Here is a 15,250-nt window from a genome sequence, read left to right on the forward strand (position 1 = left end):
GATGGCGCGCTCCGGCCATCCTTTCGCGGTCACCGCCCCGCCGGGACCGCCCGACCCCGCGCCGTACGACCTCCCCCTCCGGCGCAGTGACGATGGACTCCCAGACCTCACAGTCAGCCCAGGCATCCCCCTCACCTCACCCACCTCACATGTTCCAGGTCGACCTGCGCGGTCTGGTGGACCTGCTCTCCCATCACCTGTACTCCAGCCCCAGGGTCTATCTGCGCGAGCTGCTGCAGAACGCCGTGGACGCCGTCACCGCCCGGCGGGCCGAGCAGCCCGGCGCCCCGGCGCTGGTCCGGCTGCACGCGGACGGTGGCGGCCTTCGCGTGGAGGACAGCGGGATCGGGCTCACCGAGGCGGACGTGCACGATCTGCTGGCGACCATCGGGCGCAGTTCCAAGCGCGCCGAGGGCCTGGAGGAGGCGCGTTCGGGCTTCCTCGGCCAGTTCGGCATCGGCCTGCTCGCCTGTTTCCTGGTCGCCGAGCGGATCCGGGTGGTCAGCCGCAGCGCCCGTACGCCCGGCGCACCACCGGTGGAGTGGACGGCGTGCGACGACGGCTCGTACACCGTGCGCACCCTGCCCGACGCCGCGCGGCCCGAGCCGGGTACGACCGTCCACCTGACCGCACGGCCCGGGGCGGCCGAGTGGCTGGCGCCGGAGCGGGTGCTGAGTCTGGCCCGCGACTTCGGCTCGCTGCTGCCGTACGACGTCCGGGTGGGCGAGGAGCCGGTCACCGGTCTGCCCGCGCCCTGGGACCGGCCGTATCCGAGCCCGGCGGGCAGAAGGGCGGCGCTGGCCCGGCACTGCCACGAGCTGTTCGGGTTCAGGCCGCTGGACTCGATCGATCTGGACGTGCCGCTGGCCGGGATCCGCGGGGTGGCGTACGTGCTGCCTGCGGCCGTGAGCCCGGCCCGGCGGGCGGGCCACCGGGTGCACCTGAAGGGCATGCTGCTGACCGACCGGGCCGAACAGCTGCTGCCCGACTGGGCGTTCTTCGTGCGCTGCGTGCTGGACACCGACAGTCTGCGGCCCACGGCCTCGCGCGAGTCGCTGTACGAGGACGAGACGCTGGCCGCCGTGCGGGAGGCGCTCGGCGAGCGGATCCGCTCCTGGCTGACGGGGCTCGCCGCCGGCGATCCGGAGCGGCTCACGGCGTTCCTTTCCGTGCACCACCTGGGGGTGAAGTCCCTCGCCCGGCACGACCGCGGCATGCTGCGCACGATGCTGCCCTGGCTGCCCTTCGAGACGACCGACGGGCAGCTGTCCCTGGAGGAGTTCGCGCGGCGGCACCCGGTGGTGCACTTCACCCGGACCGTCGAGGAGTACCGGCAGGTCGCGCCGATCGCCTCCGCGCAGGGCATCGGGGTGGTCAACGGCGGCTACACCTACGACGGCGACCTGGTCGAGGCGCTGCCGTCGGTGCGGCCGGGGACGGTGGTCGCCGAGCTGGACGCGGACACCGTGACCGCGCACCTCGACGCGGTCGATCCGGGCGAGGAGCCGGCCCTGTCCGGCTTCCTCGCGGCCGCGCGGGCGAAACTCGGCCCCCTGGGCTGTGACGTCGCCCTGCGGGCCTTCCATCCGCTCTCCGTGCCCGCGCTGCACCTGGACGACCGGGCCGCGCGGCACGAACAGGCCCGCGCGGCGGCCGAGGAGCGGTCCGACGACCTGTGGGCGGGCATCCTCGGCTCGCTGCGCGGCAGCGCCCCGCGCGCGCGTCTGGTGCTCAACCACCTCAATCCCCTGGTGCGCAGGATCAGTTCGCTGCAGGACCCCGAGCTGATCGGCACGGCGGCCGAAGCGCTGTACGGGCAGGCCCTGCTGATGGCGCAGCGACCGCTCAGGCCCGCCGACTCGGCGCTGCTGAACCGGGCGTTCATCGGCCTGCTGGAGTGGGCCACACACGGGGAGGGCGACCGCTGATGGGGGAGATCACGGACTTCGACGCGCTGCGCCGGGCGATGGCGGAGAACGCCGAGGAACCGGAGGGCCCGGCCCGCAACGCGCGCGCGGAGCGGCTGCTCGCCGAGGCCGAGTCGCTCGGCGTCCCGGCCGCCGTCGTCGAGGCGCTCGGGCACCAGCTGAAGGTCTACAACTACAGCTCCGAGAAGGACAAGATGTTCGTCCCGTTCGCGCGCCTGCTGCGCATGTGGGACGAACGGCCCGAGGACTTCGACGCGTACGAGGCGCACGCGCTGCACTGGGTCTTCAAGTGGATGTCGGCGGGCATGCTGGACCAGCCGCACATCCCGCTGGCCTCCGTCGAGGAGTGGCTCGGCGAGATGGAGCACCGCTACCGGCTCGCCGGGTACTCCGAACGGGCCGTGCGCGGCGCCGAGTTCAGCGTGGCCGCGCACATCGGGGACCTGGCGCGGGCGGAGCGGGCGTACGCGGCGTGGCTCGCCGCGGACCGCGACGAGATGGCCGACTGCCCCGCGTGCGAGCTGCACGGGCAGGGCGCCTGGCAGGCCGAGCGCGGCCGGGACGCACAGGCGCTCGGGCTGTGGGCGCCGGTGCTGGAGGGCGAGTTCGCCTGCGCCCACGAGCCGCACACCGTGCTGGCCTCCTCGCTGGCCCCGCTGCTGCGCCTGGGCCGGCAGGACGAGGCCCGCGCGAACCATCTGCGGGGCTTCCGGCTCGTCCGCCCGATGGAGTCGATGCGCGCCGCGTACGCCGACCACGTGGAGTTCTGCGCGCTGACCGGCAACGAGGCGCGGGGTCTGGAGCTGCTCGCCGAACGGCCCGCGTACTTCACGGACACCGGGCATCCGCGCAGCCGGCTGGACTTCCTGGCCGTGGTGACGCTGCTGATGGACCGGCTGACCGAGCTGGGGCTGGGCGCACAGCGGGTGCCGGGGCCGGCCGGGCGGACCTGGACGGCGGGCGAACTCGCCGCCCACGCGCGCGTGGAGACGCTGGCCCTGGCCGAGCGGTTCGACCGGCGCAACGGCACGTCGTACGTCGGCGACCGGGCACGCGCGCGTATGGCGCAGCGGCCGCTGGTGGACCGGCTGCCGCTGGGCGTGCGTACGGTGCGCCCGGCCCCGGCCCCGGTGGCCGCGCCCCCGGCACCCGAGGCGCGGGACGAGCCCGGCCTCGCGGCCCTGCTCGCCGAGGCCCGGCGGCTGTCCCGGACGCTGCGTCCGCACGCCCTGGAGGCCTGGGCGGCGGTGGCGCGGGCCGCGCAGGGCGTGGAGCTGGAGCCGCGGGACCGCGCGGAGATCGCCGACCACGAGGCGATGGCCCGCGGCCCCGAGGGCATCGGCCTGTTCGAGCGGGCGGCGGCCCTGTACGCGGAGGCGGGCGATCCCGGCGAGGCCCTGGCGGCACGCGCGCGTGGAGCGTACGTCCGCGCCCTCGCGGGCGACCCGGCCGCCGCCCTGGACACGGTCGACGCCCTGTACGACGAGGCCCTCGCCCTGTACGCCGAGGAGGCGACCGGCGTACGCCAGACGGCGTCGGTGGTGATGAGCCGGGCGCGGGTGCTGATGCGGTGTGCGCACGAGGGAGCCGGGGGGACCCCCGCCCCGGAGACGTTCACCCGGGCCGAACAGGCCGCGCGGGAGGTGCTCGCGCTGGTCGGCGGGCGGACCGGGGAGGACGTACGGCTGGCCGCCCGGGCCGCGGAGGCGCGGGGGATGCTCGCCGAGCTGGCCGTGTTGCGCGGGGACGGCAGGCGGGCCGCGGAGCTGTTCCGGCGGACGGCCGAGGAGTACGTGAGCGCCGGGCTGCCGTGGTTCGCGGTGGAGTACGAGGCCCAGATCGCCGCGCTGGCCCATCAGGCCGGTGACGCGGCCGGGGCGGAGCGGGCGCTGCGCTCCGCGCTGGAGCACGGCGGGCCGTACGTGGAGCCGGTCGGGCGGGCCCAGCTGCATCTGCAGCTCGCCGAGGTGACCGGCGCGCGCGGTGCGGTCGCCGAGGCCGCCGAGCACGCGCTCCAGGCGGCGCACTGGGCCGACGAGGCGGGCGAGAGCGGCACGCTGGGCGCCTGGGCGCGGCAGGCGCTGGGCGGGTACCTGCTCCGCCGGGGCCGCTGCGCGGAGGCCGCCGAGGTGCTGGAGTCGGCGCTGGCCGACCTGTCCGCCGAGACGCACGGCGACGGGGCCGTCGTACAGGCGCTGTGGTGGCTCGGCGACTGCCTGGACGAGCTGGGCGACCATCGCGCGGCGGCCGAACGCCGGCTGCGCGCGGCCGGGATCGCCCGGCACTGGCCCGAGCAGCAGGACCACGCCACGCTCGCCCATCTCGCCGCCGAGTCCCTGGGCAGGGCCGGTCTGCTGGAAGAGGCCGACCAGGCGTACGCGCGGGCGGGCGGACTGTGGCGGGCGCTGGGCAATCGGGCCTTCCTCGTCCGCTCGCTGCGGGCCCGCGGCTGGCTGGCGCTGCGCCGGGAGGGCGGAGCGGAGGACGCCCGGGAGCGGATGGCGGAGGCGGTGCGGGAGTGCGAGCGAGCGGTCCGGGCGGCGGCCGACCCGGTGAGCCGGGAACAGCTGACGGACGAACTGGCAAACACCCACCGCCAGTTCGGCGAACTGCTGGTCCGCTCGGCGGTGGAGCAACCCGAGGAGGCCGGGAAGCCGGAGATGCCGGCCTGTCCGGGGGACACCGAGGACGAGGCGGTGCGGGCCGTGTTCGAGGCGGCCCTGGTCCAGCTGGACCGGGCGGCCGCGCTGTTCGGCGACCTGGGCGCGAGCGGGCTGGACGACCGCACCGGAGCCGACATCGCCGCCGGACGACTGGCGGCCGCGCTGGGCCGCCCGGCCGAGGCGGCGGCACGCGCGCGTGCGGTGCTCGCGGCCTACGAGAACGCCGGCGACGACAACGAGACCGCCCGGGCACGGCGAGCGGAGGCCACGGAGCTGCTGGGGCCCGGCGGATGAGACGGGCGCAGGGGGCGGGCGGTGGCGGTGGGTCGCTCCACGCCGTCACTCCACGCCGATGAGCAGCAGCGTCCCCTGGCGGCCGCCCCGGTACACCACCGTGTCCACGGCGAGGTAGGACTCCCGTACCCGGGCCTGGAGCTGGTCGGCGACGGTCTCCGGGGCCTCGTCGCCGACGACCAGGGTGACCAGTTCGCCGCCGGCCTGGAGCATGCGGTCCAGGACGGTCCGGGCGATGGCGGTGACATCGGCGCCGATCACCGCGACGTCGCCGTCGATGAGCCCCAGCACGTCCCCGGCCTGGCAGATGCCGGCCGTCGTCCAGGACTGGCGTTCGGCCACGACGACTTCCGCGTAGCGGGTGGCGCCCGCCGCCGCGGTCATCTGGACGACGTCCTCGTCGAACCGGCGCTGCGGCTCGTGCACGGCGAGCGCGGCGATGCCCTGGACCGCCGAGCGGGTCGGGATGAGGGCCACCCGGATGCCCTCGGTGCGGGCCTGCTCGGCGGCCGCCGCGGCCGTGTGACGCAGCTCGGCGTCGTTGGGCAGCAGGACGACCTCGCGCGCGTGCGCCCGTCGTACGGCCTGCACCAGCTCCCCGCTCGCGGGCGGCTCCCCGGGGCGCGCGAGCACGGTCGTGGCGCCCGCCTCGGTGTAGAGCCCGGCCAGGCCCTCGCCCGGTACGACGGCGACGACGGCTCGCTGGGCACGCTCGCGCGGCGGCCGCTCGCCGCCGGTGTGCACGTCCCCGAGTCCGAAGTGGGTGATCCGGATCCGGTACGGCCGCCCGGCCTCCACGCCCGCCTCCACGGCGGCGCCGGCGTCGTCGACGTGCACATGGACGTTCCACAGCCCGTCGCCGCCCACCACGACCAGGGAGTCGCCGAGGGCGTCGAGGCGGTCCCGGAGCCGGGCCACGGCCGTGTCGTCGGCCTCCAGGAGATAGATCACCTCGTAGGCGGGCCCGTTGGTGCCGGCGTCATCCGCGCACACGTCCGCACCGGACGCGCTGCCCACGCGCGCGGGCCCACCGGAAACGGCGCCCGGAGCCTCGGCCGCCTCCCGCACGGCAGGAATCTCCCGCACGGCGGAGAGCTCACCCGCGGCCCGGCACCCCGGCACCCCCGACGCCTCCCCCGCGGCAGCCGTCCCGCCCGCGGCCCGGCTCTCCGGAACCGCGGGCGCGTCCCCCACGGCCGGCGTCCCGCCCTCCGCCCGGCTCCCCGGAACCGCCGCCGCACCGCGTACCGCCGCCCCTTCCCCTGCTGCCGCACCTTCCCGCGCCGCCGCACCCTCCCGCGACGCCGAGCAGGCCTCCGACGCCGAGCAGGCCTCCGACGCGGACGCCTCCCGTGCCGCCGCGGGAGCCTCCCGTACCGTCTCGCCCGTGAGCGTCTCCACCAGCGCGCCCAGCACCGTCACCAGGCCCCGGCCGCCCGCGTCGACCACTCCGGCACGGCCGAGCACGGCGAGCTGGGCCGGGGTGGCCGCCAGGGCCGTGCACGCGCCGTCGTAAGCCGCTCGCGCGACCGTCCGGCAGTCGCCGTCCGCCTCCTCGGCGGCGTCCGCGGCGGCCGAGGCGACGGTGAGCACCGTGCCCTCGACGGGATGGGCCACGGCCTGCCGGGCGGAGTCGGCGGCCCGCCGCAGCGCCAGCCGCAGCCCCGCGCCGTCGCCGCGCGCCCCCTCCCCCTCGTCGCCGAGCACCTGCGCCATGCCGCGCAGCAGCTGCGCCAGGATCGTCCCCGAGTTGCCGCGGGCCCCGATCAGCGCCCCGTGGGCCATCGCCTGCACGGTGTCCGCCAGCGAGGGCTCCCCGGCGCCCGTCTCGTACCCGGCGAAGACCGCCTCCACGGCCGTCGCCGCCGACTCCACGGTGAGGTAGAGGTTCGTTCCGGTGTCGCCGTCGGCCACCGGATAGACGTTGATCGCGTCGATCTCCTCACGCGCGCGCCCCAGAGCCCCGAGCGCCCGACCGCACCAGGTGCGCACCGCGAGAGCATCGAAGAATGTCTGCGGCACCTGCGCCACCTGCGCCTCCCTGAGCCGGCCGTACGTGGGACGCAGCGTAGACCCCGTACGGGCGTCCACCGGAAGAGGGCCGTGAGCCGGCCCTGAGCTGCCATGGTAGTTTCGTTGTACGGGCGCAGCCGTTGTATGCTGCTCCGGTTGCCCGATCCTGATCGGGCCATTCCCCTGGCAGCGCCACTCAAGATCTCAGGTCTTAGGATCTCGATCCCGGCATGCCGGGATTAACCGTAAGTGCATCTGAAGTCTTTGGAGTGACCCGTGGCTGCCAACTGCGACGTCTGCGGCAAGGGGCCGGGCTTCGGCAACAACATCTCGCACTCGCACCGCCGTACGTCCCGCCGCTGGAACCCGAACATCCAGCGTGTGCGTACCGTGGTCGGCGGGACGCCGAAGCGCGTGAACGCTTGCACCTCGTGCATCAAGGCCGGCAAGGTCGGGCGCTGACGCTACATCCCCCACTCTCGACTCCGCTCGAGCGGGGGGACCCCCATCCGCGCGCGGCCATTGCCTGGTTCGCTGCACTGAGCCGGTCCACCTCACGGTGGGCCGGCTTTTTGCCGTACCCGGATCCGCCGTACGCGCGGCGGTCCCTGCCGTAGCCGCAACCCGCGGTCACTCCCGCAGCCGCCACCCGTGGTCCACCGGCCCGATCCCCGCTCCGAGCGCGAAGCCGGCCGCGATGGCCCGCGTGACGTACTCCTTGGCCTCACGGGCCGCCTCCGGCACGCTCAGGCCCTTCGCCAGCCCCGACGCGATCGCGGAGGCCAGCGTGCAGCCCGTGCCGTGCGTGTGCCGGTTGTCGTGGCGCGGGGCGCGCAGCCAGTGCTCCGCCGAGCCGTCCGTGAGCAGGTCCACGGCATCGCCGGACAGATGGCCGCCCTTGATCAGCACCCACCGCGGCCCGTACTCCAGCACGGCCGCCGCGGCCCGGCGCAGATCGCCCTCCGACTCCACGCGGACCCTCGTGAGTTGGGCCACCTCGTCCAGGTTCGGCGTCGCCACCGTGGCCGCCGGGAGCAGCCTGGTGCGCACGGAGTCCAGCGCGGAGGCGGCGAGCAGCGGGTCGCCGTGCTTGGAGACGCCCACCGGGTCGACCACGGCCGGCGCGTCCGTGCCGGAGATCAACTCGGCGACCGCCTCGACCAGTTCCGCCGAGGCCAGCATCCCGGTCTTCACGGCCTGGACCCCGATGTCGTCCACCACGCTGCGGTACTGGGCCCGCACCGCTTCCACGGGCAGCTCCCAGGCGCCCTGGACGCCCAGCGAGTTCTGCGCGGTCACGGCGGTGATCACGCTCATCCCGTGCACGCCGAGCGCGAGCATCGTCTTCAGGTCGGCCTGGATGCCGGCGCCGCCGCCGGAGTCGGAGCCGGCCACGGTCAGCACCCTCGGCAGGCTCATGACTCGATGTCCCCGAAGTGGTCCCAGCCGCCCTTGCTGGTCCAGGGCGCCCCGTCGACGGTGACCTGGGGCAGCGCGGAGGGGTTGAGGACCTCGCCGATGACCTTCCAGCGGGCCGGGAGCTTGGTGTCCGGCGGGAAGGTCGCCACGATCGCGTGGTCCTCTCCCCCGGTCAGCACCCACTGGAGCGGATCCACGCCGACGGCCTGCCCGATGTCGTTCATCTGCGAGGGGATGTCGATCGCGCCGGAGCGGATGTCGATGCGGACCTTGCTGGCCTCGGCGATGTGCCCGAGGTCGGCGATCAGCCCGTCGCTGACGTCGCACATCGCGGTCGCGCCGAGCCCGGCCGCCGCCGGGCCCGCGTGGTACGGCGGCTCGGGGCGCCGGTGGGCCTCGACGAAGGCGCGCGGGGAGCGGAAACCGCGGGAGAGGACCGCGTAACCGGCCGCGGACCAGCCCAGCCAGCCCGTGACGGCCACCAGGTCGCCGGGCTGGGCCCCCGCGCGCGTGACGGGCTCCTGGTTGCGCAGATCGCCGAGCGCGGTGATCGACACCATGATCGTGTCGCCCCGCACCACGTCGCCGCCGACCACGGAGGCGCCCGCGACCTGGCACTCGTCGCGCAGACCGTCCATCAGCTCACTCGGCCACGTCACCGGCAGTTCGGCGGGGACGACGAGGCCGAGCAGCAGGGCGGTGGGTACGGCGCCCATGGCGGCGATGTCCGCGAGGTTCTGGGCCGCCGCCTTGCGCCCGACGTCGTACGCCGTGGACCAGTCGCGGCGGAAGTGCCGGCCCTCCAGCAGGATGTCGGTGCTCGCCACCACCCGCCGGTCGGGAGCGGCGACCACCGCGGCGTCGTCGCCGGGCCCGATCCGGACCGCCGGGGTGGTGGTGAGACGGGAGGTGAGCTCCCTGATGAGCCCGAACTCCCCGAGCTCACCAACAGTGCCCTTCATCGCCCTTGCTCCCCTTCTCTGCCATGCCGTGTCCACTCGCGCGTCATCAGTGTCCCCGATACGGTCGAGGTGACTGTCGTTACGGTCCCGTTGACCGCCGACACGGTCCGCCCGGCCGTGGAGACGATCGCGGGACCGTCAACTTCGGTCGTGCCTGCACCCTGGCGCGCAAGCCCGGTTCCCGCAGGTCTCCCCGCGGGGAGCGGCGACGCGATACCGTGGCGTTCCTTTTCCCCACATGATCCTCGTGGCCGCCCTGGAGGTTCCGTGGTACAGGCGTACATCCTGATCCAGACGGAGGTCGGCAAGGCGTCGACCGTCGCCGAGACGATCAGCAAGATCCCTGGAGTCATCCAGGCCGAGGACGTGACGGGACCGTACGACGTCATCGTGCGCGCTCAGGCCGACACGGTCGACGACCTCGGCCGCATGGTGGTCGCCAAGGTCCAGCAAGTGGACGGCATCACCCGCACCCTGACCTGTCCGGTCGTGCATCTGTAGCCCCCGTCTACGCTTGGCCGGTGAACATCTTCCGTCACCGGCCGTTCGCCCTGCTCGCGCCCTCGCTGCTGATCGCGGTCGCGGGCTGCTCCTCAGCAGACGACAGCGCCACCGTCGCGGTTCCCAGCCCCGACGCGAGGACGGCGGCGGTGTGCCGGGATCTGCACCGGATCCTGCCGGACCAGCTCGACGGGCGACGCCGCGACGACCCCGCACCCCGGTCCGCCTACACGGCGGGCTGGGGAAACCCGGCGATCATACTGCGCTGCGGTGTCGTACGGCCGCCGAAGATGATCGACCCGAAGGTGGCCGAGGGCGGCGACCCCGACGCGATCGCGGGCGGCGTCGACGGCGTCGACTGGCTGATGGAGAAGCAGGGAGACGGCACCTGGCGGTTCACCACCGCCAACCGCGTCGCCTATGCGCAGATCACCCTGCCCCAGGGGATGTCCGCGCAGGACGAGGGCACGGCGGTCCTCACCGGTCTCGCCCCGGCAGTGAAGAAGGCGATCCCCGAGGGGATCGCCTCCATGAAGTGAGCGCGCGGGCTCAGCGAAGCCCGGTCGGGCGCCGCAGCGCGGCCTGCACCAGGCGGTCGATCAGCTCCGGGTAGCTGACGCCGCTGGCCTGCCACATCTGCGGGTACATCGAGATCGGCGTGAAGCCGGGCAGGGTGTTGATCTCGTTGATCACGAACTCGCCGTCCTCGGTGAGGAAGAAGTCCGCGCGGACCAGGCCCTCGCAGGAGACGGCCTCGAAGGCCTGCACGGCGAGCTCGCGCACCTCGTCGGTCTGCTCCTCGGTGAGCGGCGCGGGGACGATGCCGGGCGTGGAGTCGATGTACTTGGCCTCGAAGTCGTAGTACGCGTGCGCGTCCGGCGGCGGGATCTCGGCCGGCACGGAGGCGCGTGGCCCGTCCTCGAACTCCAGGACGCCGCACTCGATCTCGCGGCCCCGCACGGCGGCCTCGACCAGGATCTTCGGGTCGTGGGCCTGCGCGGTGGCGATCGCCTCGTCCAGGCCGGACAGGTCGTCGACCTTGGTGATGCCGATGGACGAGCCCGCGCGCGCGGGCTTCACGAACAGCGGCCAGCCGTGCTCGCCGGCGAAGTCGATGATCTTCTTGCGGGCGGCGGACTCGTCCCGCTCCCACTCGCGCGGCCGGATCACCACGTAGGGGCCGACCTTGAGCCCGTAGGAGGTGAAGATCCGCTTCATGTACTCCTTGTCCTGGCCGACGGCCGAGGCGAGCACACCGGCGCCCACGTACGGCACCCCGGACAGCTCCAGCAGGCCCTGGAGGGTGCCGTCCTCGCCGTACGGGCCGTGCAGCACCGGGAAGACGACGTCGACCTCGCCGAGCGCCTTGGGCACCGCGCCGGGCTCGCTGTAGACGACCTCGCGGCTGGCCGGGTCGACCGGGAGCACCACGCCGCCGTCGGCGGACTCCGCCAGTTCCTCGACCGCGGGCAGCCGGCGGTCGGTGATGGCCATCCGCTCCGGCTCGTCGGCGGTGAGCACCCAACGGCCCTCCCGCGTGATGCCGATCGGCAGGACGTCGTACTTCGACCGGTCGATGGCCTTGAGGACCGCGCCGGCGGTGACCATGGAGATCCCGTGTTCGGAGCTGCGCCCGCCGAACACGACGGCCACGCGCGGCTTGCGCGACGGCTGCTCGGGGCTGTGGGGAAGGTTCTCGGTGCTCATATCGCGTTGAGAGTACCCGGTGGTATCCCCCGAGTCAGCGCCCGCTCGGCCGCCGTGACTGCGTGTCCCCGGGCCGGTCGCTCAGCGTCGTGGACCAGGCCGTTTCAGTGCCGCTCGGGCTTGGCGGTGCGCGACATCAGCTCCTTGACGGCGACCACCGGCGACTTGCCCTCGTGGACGATGGCGACGACCGTCTCGGTGAGGGGCATGTCGACGCCGTGCCGGCGGGCCAGATCCAGCACGGACTCGCAGGACTTGACGCCCTCGGCGGTCTGCTTGGTGACCGCGATGGTCTCCTCGAGGGTCATGCCCTTGCCGAGGTTGGTGCCGAAGGTGTGGTTCCGGGACAGCGGCGAGGAGCAGGTCGCCACCAGGTCGCCGAGCCCGGCGAGTCCGGAGAAGGTCAGCGGGTCGGCGCCGAGGGCCATGCCGAGCCGGGTGGTCTCCGCCAGGCCGCGGGTGATGAGCGAGCCCTTGGCGTTGTCGCCGAGGCCCATGCCGTCGGCGATGCCGACCGCGAGGCCGATGACGTTCTTGACCGCGCCGCTCAGTTCGCAGCCGATGACGTCGGTGTTGGTGTACGGCCGGAAGTACGGCGTGTGGCAGGCGGCCTGCAGGCGCCGGGCGACGGCCTCGTCGGTGCAGGCGACGACGGCGGCGGCCGGCATGCGGGCGGCGATCTCCCGGGCCAGGTTGGGCCCGGTGACGACCGCGATGCGCTCGGCGCCGACCTTGGCGACGTCCTCGACGACCTCGCTCATCCGCATGGCCGAGCCGAGTTCGACGCCCTTCATCAGGGAGACGAGCACGGTGTGCGGGGCGAGCAGCGGGGCCCACTCGGCGAGGTTGGCCCGCAGGGTCTGGGAGGGAACGGCGAGGACGGTGAAGTCCGCGTCCCGCAGGGCGTCGGCGGCCTCGGAGGTGGCCCGGAGGTTCTCCGGGAGTTCGACACCGGGCAGGTAGTCGGGGTTGGTCCGGGTCGAGTTGACGGCCTCGGCCAGCTCGGGGCGGCGGGCCCACAGGGTCACCTCGCAGCCCGCGTCGGCGAGGACCATACCGAAGGCGGTGCCCCATGAGCCGGTGCCCATGACCGCCGCCTTGACCGCCTTGCTCACTTGCCCTGCCCCTCCGGTTCCTTGCCCCTGATCTGCGCCGTCTGCGCCTGGGTGCGGCGCCGCTGCTCGATCCGCTCGCGGCGCGGGTCGTAACGGGTCTCGGGCGCCTTCTCGCCGCGGATCTCCTCCAGCAGGCGGGTGATGGCCGCCATGATGACCTCGGTGGCCTCCTTGAGCAGCTCCGGGGTCATCTCCTTGTCGTAGAAGCGGGAGAGGTCCACGGGCGGGCCCGCGAGCACGTGGTGCGTCTTGCGCGGGAAGAGGTTGGGCTTCTTCGCGTACGGCGGCAGCAGTTCGTTGGCGCCCCACTGGGCGACCGGGATGACCGGGCACTTGGTCTGCAGGGCGACCCGGGCGGCGCCGGTCTTGCCGGTCATGGGCCAGCCGTTCGGGTCGCGGGTGAGGGTGCCCTCGGGGTAGAAGGCGACGCACTCGCCGCGCTCCACGGCGTCGATCGCGGCGCGGAAGGCGCTGAGCGCGTCGGTGGACTCGCGGTAGACGGGGATCTGCCCGGTGCCGCGCATGGCGGCGCCGACGAATCCCTTCTTGAAAAGCCCGCTCTTCGCCAGGAATCGCGGAACCCGTCCGGTGTTGTACTGATAGTGCGCGTACGCGAAGGGATCCACGTGGGAATTGTGGTTCACCACGGTGATAAATCCGCCCTCGGCCGGAATGTGCTCCATTCCACGCCAGTCCCGCTTGATCAGAACCACCAGCGGCGGTTTGCAGATCACCGCGGCGAAGCGGTACCAGAAGCCGATTCTGCGGCGGGGCACAAGGACACCTTCCTCTAGGGCTGTCACCCCGGCGGGGGGCCGCACAAGTGTCGCTCCGAGCCGCCGGTCTGTCGAGGACACCGTACGCCCCGAGCGTCGGACGGCCTCAGGGCCCGGGGACAATGATCGTGACGAGTAAGGGACGGTACGCCGGTGCAGTGGACCTTGGTCATCCCCCTGAAACCCCTGTCCCGGGCCAAGAGCAGGCTCTCGGACACCGCGGCGGACGGCGTGCGGCCGGGGCTGGCCCTGGCGTTCGCGCAGGACACGGTGAGCGCGGCGCTGGCGTGCGCGGCGGTGGCGGATGTGTCGGTCGTCACGGACGACGAGCTGGCGGGGCGCGAGCTGGCGGCACTGGGCGCGCGGATCGTCCCGGACGCGCCGGCGAGCGGTCTGAACGCCGCCCTGGCGCACGGGGCGGCGGTCGTACGGCAGTCGCGTCCGCGCGCGCCCGTCGCGGCCCTGAACGCGGATCTGCCCGCGCTGCGTCCGGCGGAACTGGCCGTCGTACTCGGCGCGGCGGCGCATTTCCCGCGGGCCTTTCTCCCGGATGCCGCGGGGGTTGGCACGACGTTGCTGGCCGCGGGGCCGGACGCGGAATTGCAGCCGGATTTCGGGGTGGATTCCCGCTCCCGGCACCGGGCCTCGGGTGCGGCGGAACTGTTGCTGTCCGGCGTCGATTCGGTACGGCAGGACGTGGACACCGGCGACGACTTGCGGGCGGCGCTGGCGCTGGGTGTCGGACCGTACACGGCGGCGGTGTCGGCGGGGCTGCTGATCCCGGAGCCGTGAGGGCGCCCGAGGCCCGCGGCCGGCCGCACCCCTGCGGCGAAACCCGTGCCCGCCACGAGCACTACGCTGCTGCCATGCAAGCCACCGCATACACGTACGACCCCGAAACCCGCAGCGGGCAGGTGCTGCTCGACGACGGCACCCCCGTGCCCTTCGACGCCGCGGCGTTCGACAAGGGCGGCCTGCGCCTGCTGCGTCCCGGGCAGCGCGTGCGGATCGAGACCGAGGGGCGGGGGGACGCCCTGCGGATCACTCTCGTAACCCTTCAAACGCTGTAACCGCCCTTACACACGCCGCGGGCCGGACTCCCCGGAGGAGTCCGGCCCGGCGCGTGAGTGCCTCGGCGTCTTACGACGTCGCCTTGCGAGCGGTGGCCTTCTTGGCGGTGGTCTTGCGGGCCGTCGACTTCTTGGCCGGGGCCTTCTTCGCGGTGACCTTCTTCGCCGGGGCCTTCTTGGCCGTCGCCTTCTTGGCGGTGGTCTTCTTCGCGGCGGTGGTCTTGGCGGTCGCCGTGGTCTTCTTGGCGGGCGCCTTCTTCGCCGTCGTCTTCTTGGCGGCGGCCGTCGTCTTCTTGGCGGTCGTCTTCTTCGCGGCGGTGGTCTTCGCCGCGCCCGCCTTCTTGGCGGCGGCCTTCTTGCCCGCGGCCTTGGAGATGGTGGGCGGCGGGCCGGACAGGCTGCCCTTGGGCGCCTTCTTGACGGCGACCTCGCCACCGCGCGGCAGCTTCTTCGAGCCGCTCACCAGGTCCTTGAACCCCTGGCCGGCGCGGAACCGCGGGACGGAGGTCTTCTTGACCCGAACCCGCTCGCCCGTCTGAGGGTTGCGGGCGTAGCGGGCGGGGCGGTCCACCTTCTCGAAGGACCCGAAGCCGGTGACCGAGACCCGCTCGCCCGCGACGACCGCGCGGACGATGGCGTCCAGGACATGATCGACAGCGTCGGCGGCCTGCTGGCGGCCACCCAGCTTGTCGGCAATCGCTTCTACGAGCTGCGCCTTGTTCACGTCTTCCCCTTCGGAGACATCGCCAGAACGAAAGTGTTCAAGCTTTTTCGCACGTTAGGCAGATATATACCGCAAATC

General features: G+C 73.6%; 14 protein-coding genes. 7 read left to right on the plus strand and 7 right to left on the minus strand.

The annotated features are described in order from the left end of the window. Positions 1 to 92 precede the first annotated feature (92 nt). Both OG956_RS09970 and OG956_RS09975 read left to right on the plus strand, forming a co-directional pair. Entirely contained in the window at positions 93 to 1,928 is a 1,836-nt protein-coding gene (locus OG956_RS09970; protein WP_330337595.1) for an HSP90 family protein, read from the plus strand. Beyond that, entirely contained in the window at positions 1,928 to 4,885 is a 2,958-nt protein-coding gene (locus OG956_RS09975) for a tetratricopeptide repeat protein (RefSeq protein ID WP_330337596.1), read from the plus strand. The genes OG956_RS09970 and OG956_RS09975 overlap by 1 nt, the downstream gene beginning before the upstream one ends. Before the next feature lie 45 nt (positions 4,886 to 4,930). Here the strand turns inward: OG956_RS09975 and OG956_RS09980 are convergent, their stop codons facing one another. Continuing rightward, positions 4,931 to 6,916: a DAK2 domain-containing protein gene (locus OG956_RS09980; protein WP_330337597.1), complete on the minus strand. Its 1,986-nt coding sequence runs from the start codon at positions 6,914 to 6,916 to the stop codon at positions 4,931 to 4,933. Positions 6,917 to 7,174: 258 nt separating this feature from the next. Between OG956_RS09980 and rpmB the strand changes: the two genes are divergently transcribed. Next, positions 7,175 to 7,360: a 50S ribosomal protein L28 gene (gene rpmB / locus OG956_RS09985; RefSeq protein ID WP_330337598.1), complete on the plus strand. Its 186-nt coding sequence runs from the start codon at positions 7,175 to 7,177 to the stop codon at positions 7,358 to 7,360. Between the two features lie 168 nt (positions 7,361 to 7,528). Here the strand turns inward: rpmB and thiD are convergent, their stop codons facing one another. Then, positions 7,529 to 8,317, minus strand: coding sequence for a bifunctional hydroxymethylpyrimidine kinase/phosphomethylpyrimidine kinase (thiD, locus tag OG956_RS09990; RefSeq protein WP_330337599.1), 789 nt, complete (start codon positions 8,315 to 8,317; stop codon positions 7,529 to 7,531). After that, a complete protein-coding gene (locus OG956_RS09995) occupies positions 8,314 to 9,279 on the minus strand; it encodes a thiamine-phosphate kinase (protein ID WP_330337600.1) in 966 nt (321 codons plus the stop codon). Before OG956_RS09995 ends, thiD begins: the two co-directional genes overlap by 4 nt. 267 nt (positions 9,280 to 9,546) lie before the next feature. Here OG956_RS09995 and OG956_RS10000 point away from each other — a divergent pair, with 267 nt between their 5' ends. Both OG956_RS10000 and OG956_RS10005 read left to right on the plus strand, forming a co-directional pair. Next, positions 9,547 to 9,780, plus strand: a complete 234-nt coding sequence (locus OG956_RS10000; RefSeq protein WP_003997603.1) for an Lrp/AsnC family transcriptional regulator — start codon at positions 9,547 to 9,549, stop codon at positions 9,778 to 9,780. Between the two features lie 20 nt (positions 9,781 to 9,800). Further along, a complete protein-coding gene (locus tag OG956_RS10005) occupies positions 9,801 to 10,319 on the plus strand; it encodes a DUF3515 domain-containing protein (RefSeq protein ID WP_330337601.1) in 519 nt (172 codons plus the stop codon). Positions 10,320 to 10,329: 10 nt separating this feature from the next. Here OG956_RS10005 and OG956_RS10010 read toward each other — a convergent pair whose 3' ends face one another. The 3 genes from OG956_RS10010 to OG956_RS10020 form a co-directional block, all read right to left on the minus strand. Further along, positions 10,330 to 11,487 (minus strand): D-alanine--D-alanine ligase family protein, encoded by a 1,158-nt coding sequence (locus OG956_RS10010; RefSeq protein ID WP_330337602.1) that lies wholly within the window; start codon positions 11,485 to 11,487, stop codon positions 10,330 to 10,332. A 104-nt stretch (positions 11,488 to 11,591) separates the two neighbouring features. Next, complete coding sequence (locus tag OG956_RS10015; RefSeq protein WP_330337603.1) at positions 11,592 to 12,602, minus strand: NAD(P)H-dependent glycerol-3-phosphate dehydrogenase; 1,011 nt, start codon at positions 12,600 to 12,602, stop codon at positions 11,592 to 11,594. Then, complete coding sequence (locus tag OG956_RS10020; RefSeq protein WP_330337604.1) at positions 12,599 to 13,378, minus strand: lysophospholipid acyltransferase family protein; 780 nt, start codon at positions 13,376 to 13,378, stop codon at positions 12,599 to 12,601. The genes OG956_RS10015 and OG956_RS10020 overlap by 4 nt, the downstream gene beginning before the upstream one ends. 153 nt (positions 13,379 to 13,531) lie before the next feature. On the opposite strand from OG956_RS10020, the gene cofC reads away from it, so the two are divergent. Next, positions 13,532 to 14,170, plus strand: a complete 639-nt coding sequence (gene cofC, locus OG956_RS10025) for a 2-phospho-L-lactate guanylyltransferase (RefSeq protein WP_330337605.1) — start codon at positions 13,532 to 13,534, stop codon at positions 14,168 to 14,170. Positions 14,171 to 14,244: 74 nt separating this feature from the next. Beyond that, complete coding sequence (locus tag OG956_RS10030) at positions 14,245 to 14,448, plus strand: hypothetical protein (protein WP_330337606.1); 204 nt, start codon at positions 14,245 to 14,247, stop codon at positions 14,446 to 14,448. Between the two features lie 70 nt (positions 14,449 to 14,518). Here OG956_RS10030 and OG956_RS10035 read toward each other — a convergent pair whose 3' ends face one another. Next, complete coding sequence (locus OG956_RS10035) at positions 14,519 to 15,172, minus strand: HU family DNA-binding protein (RefSeq protein ID WP_330337607.1); 654 nt, start codon at positions 15,170 to 15,172, stop codon at positions 14,519 to 14,521. Positions 15,173 to 15,250 lie beyond the last annotated feature (78 nt).

The sequence above is a fragment of the Streptomyces sp. NBC_00557 genome (genome assembly GCF_036345995.1).
Lineage (GTDB): Bacteria > Actinomycetota > Actinomycetes > Streptomycetales > Streptomycetaceae > Streptomyces.

What these genes read in the sequence shown, in the direction of transcription:
- OG956_RS09970 (WP_330337595.1), top strand. Translation starts at nt 93, where the DNA reads ATGGACTCCCAGACCTCACAGTCAGCCCAGGCATCCCCCTCACCTCAC.
- OG956_RS09975 (WP_330337596.1), top strand. Translation starts at nt 1,928, where the DNA reads ATGGGGGAGATCACGGACTTCGACGCGCTGCGCCGGGCGATGGCGGAG.
- thiD (WP_330337599.1), bottom strand. Translation starts at nt 8,317, where the DNA reads ATGAGCCTGCCGAGGGTGCTGACCGTGGCCGGCTCCGACTCCGGCGGC.
- OG956_RS09995 (WP_330337600.1), bottom strand. Translation starts at nt 9,279, where the DNA reads ATGAAGGGCACTGTTGGTGAGCTCGGGGAGTTCGGGCTCATCAGGGAG.
- OG956_RS10010 (WP_330337602.1), bottom strand. Translation starts at nt 11,487, where the DNA reads ATGAGCACCGAGAACCTTCCCCACAGCCCCGAGCAGCCGTCGCGCAAG.
- OG956_RS10030 (WP_330337606.1), top strand. Translation starts at nt 14,245, where the DNA reads ATGCAAGCCACCGCATACACGTACGACCCCGAAACCCGCAGCGGGCAG.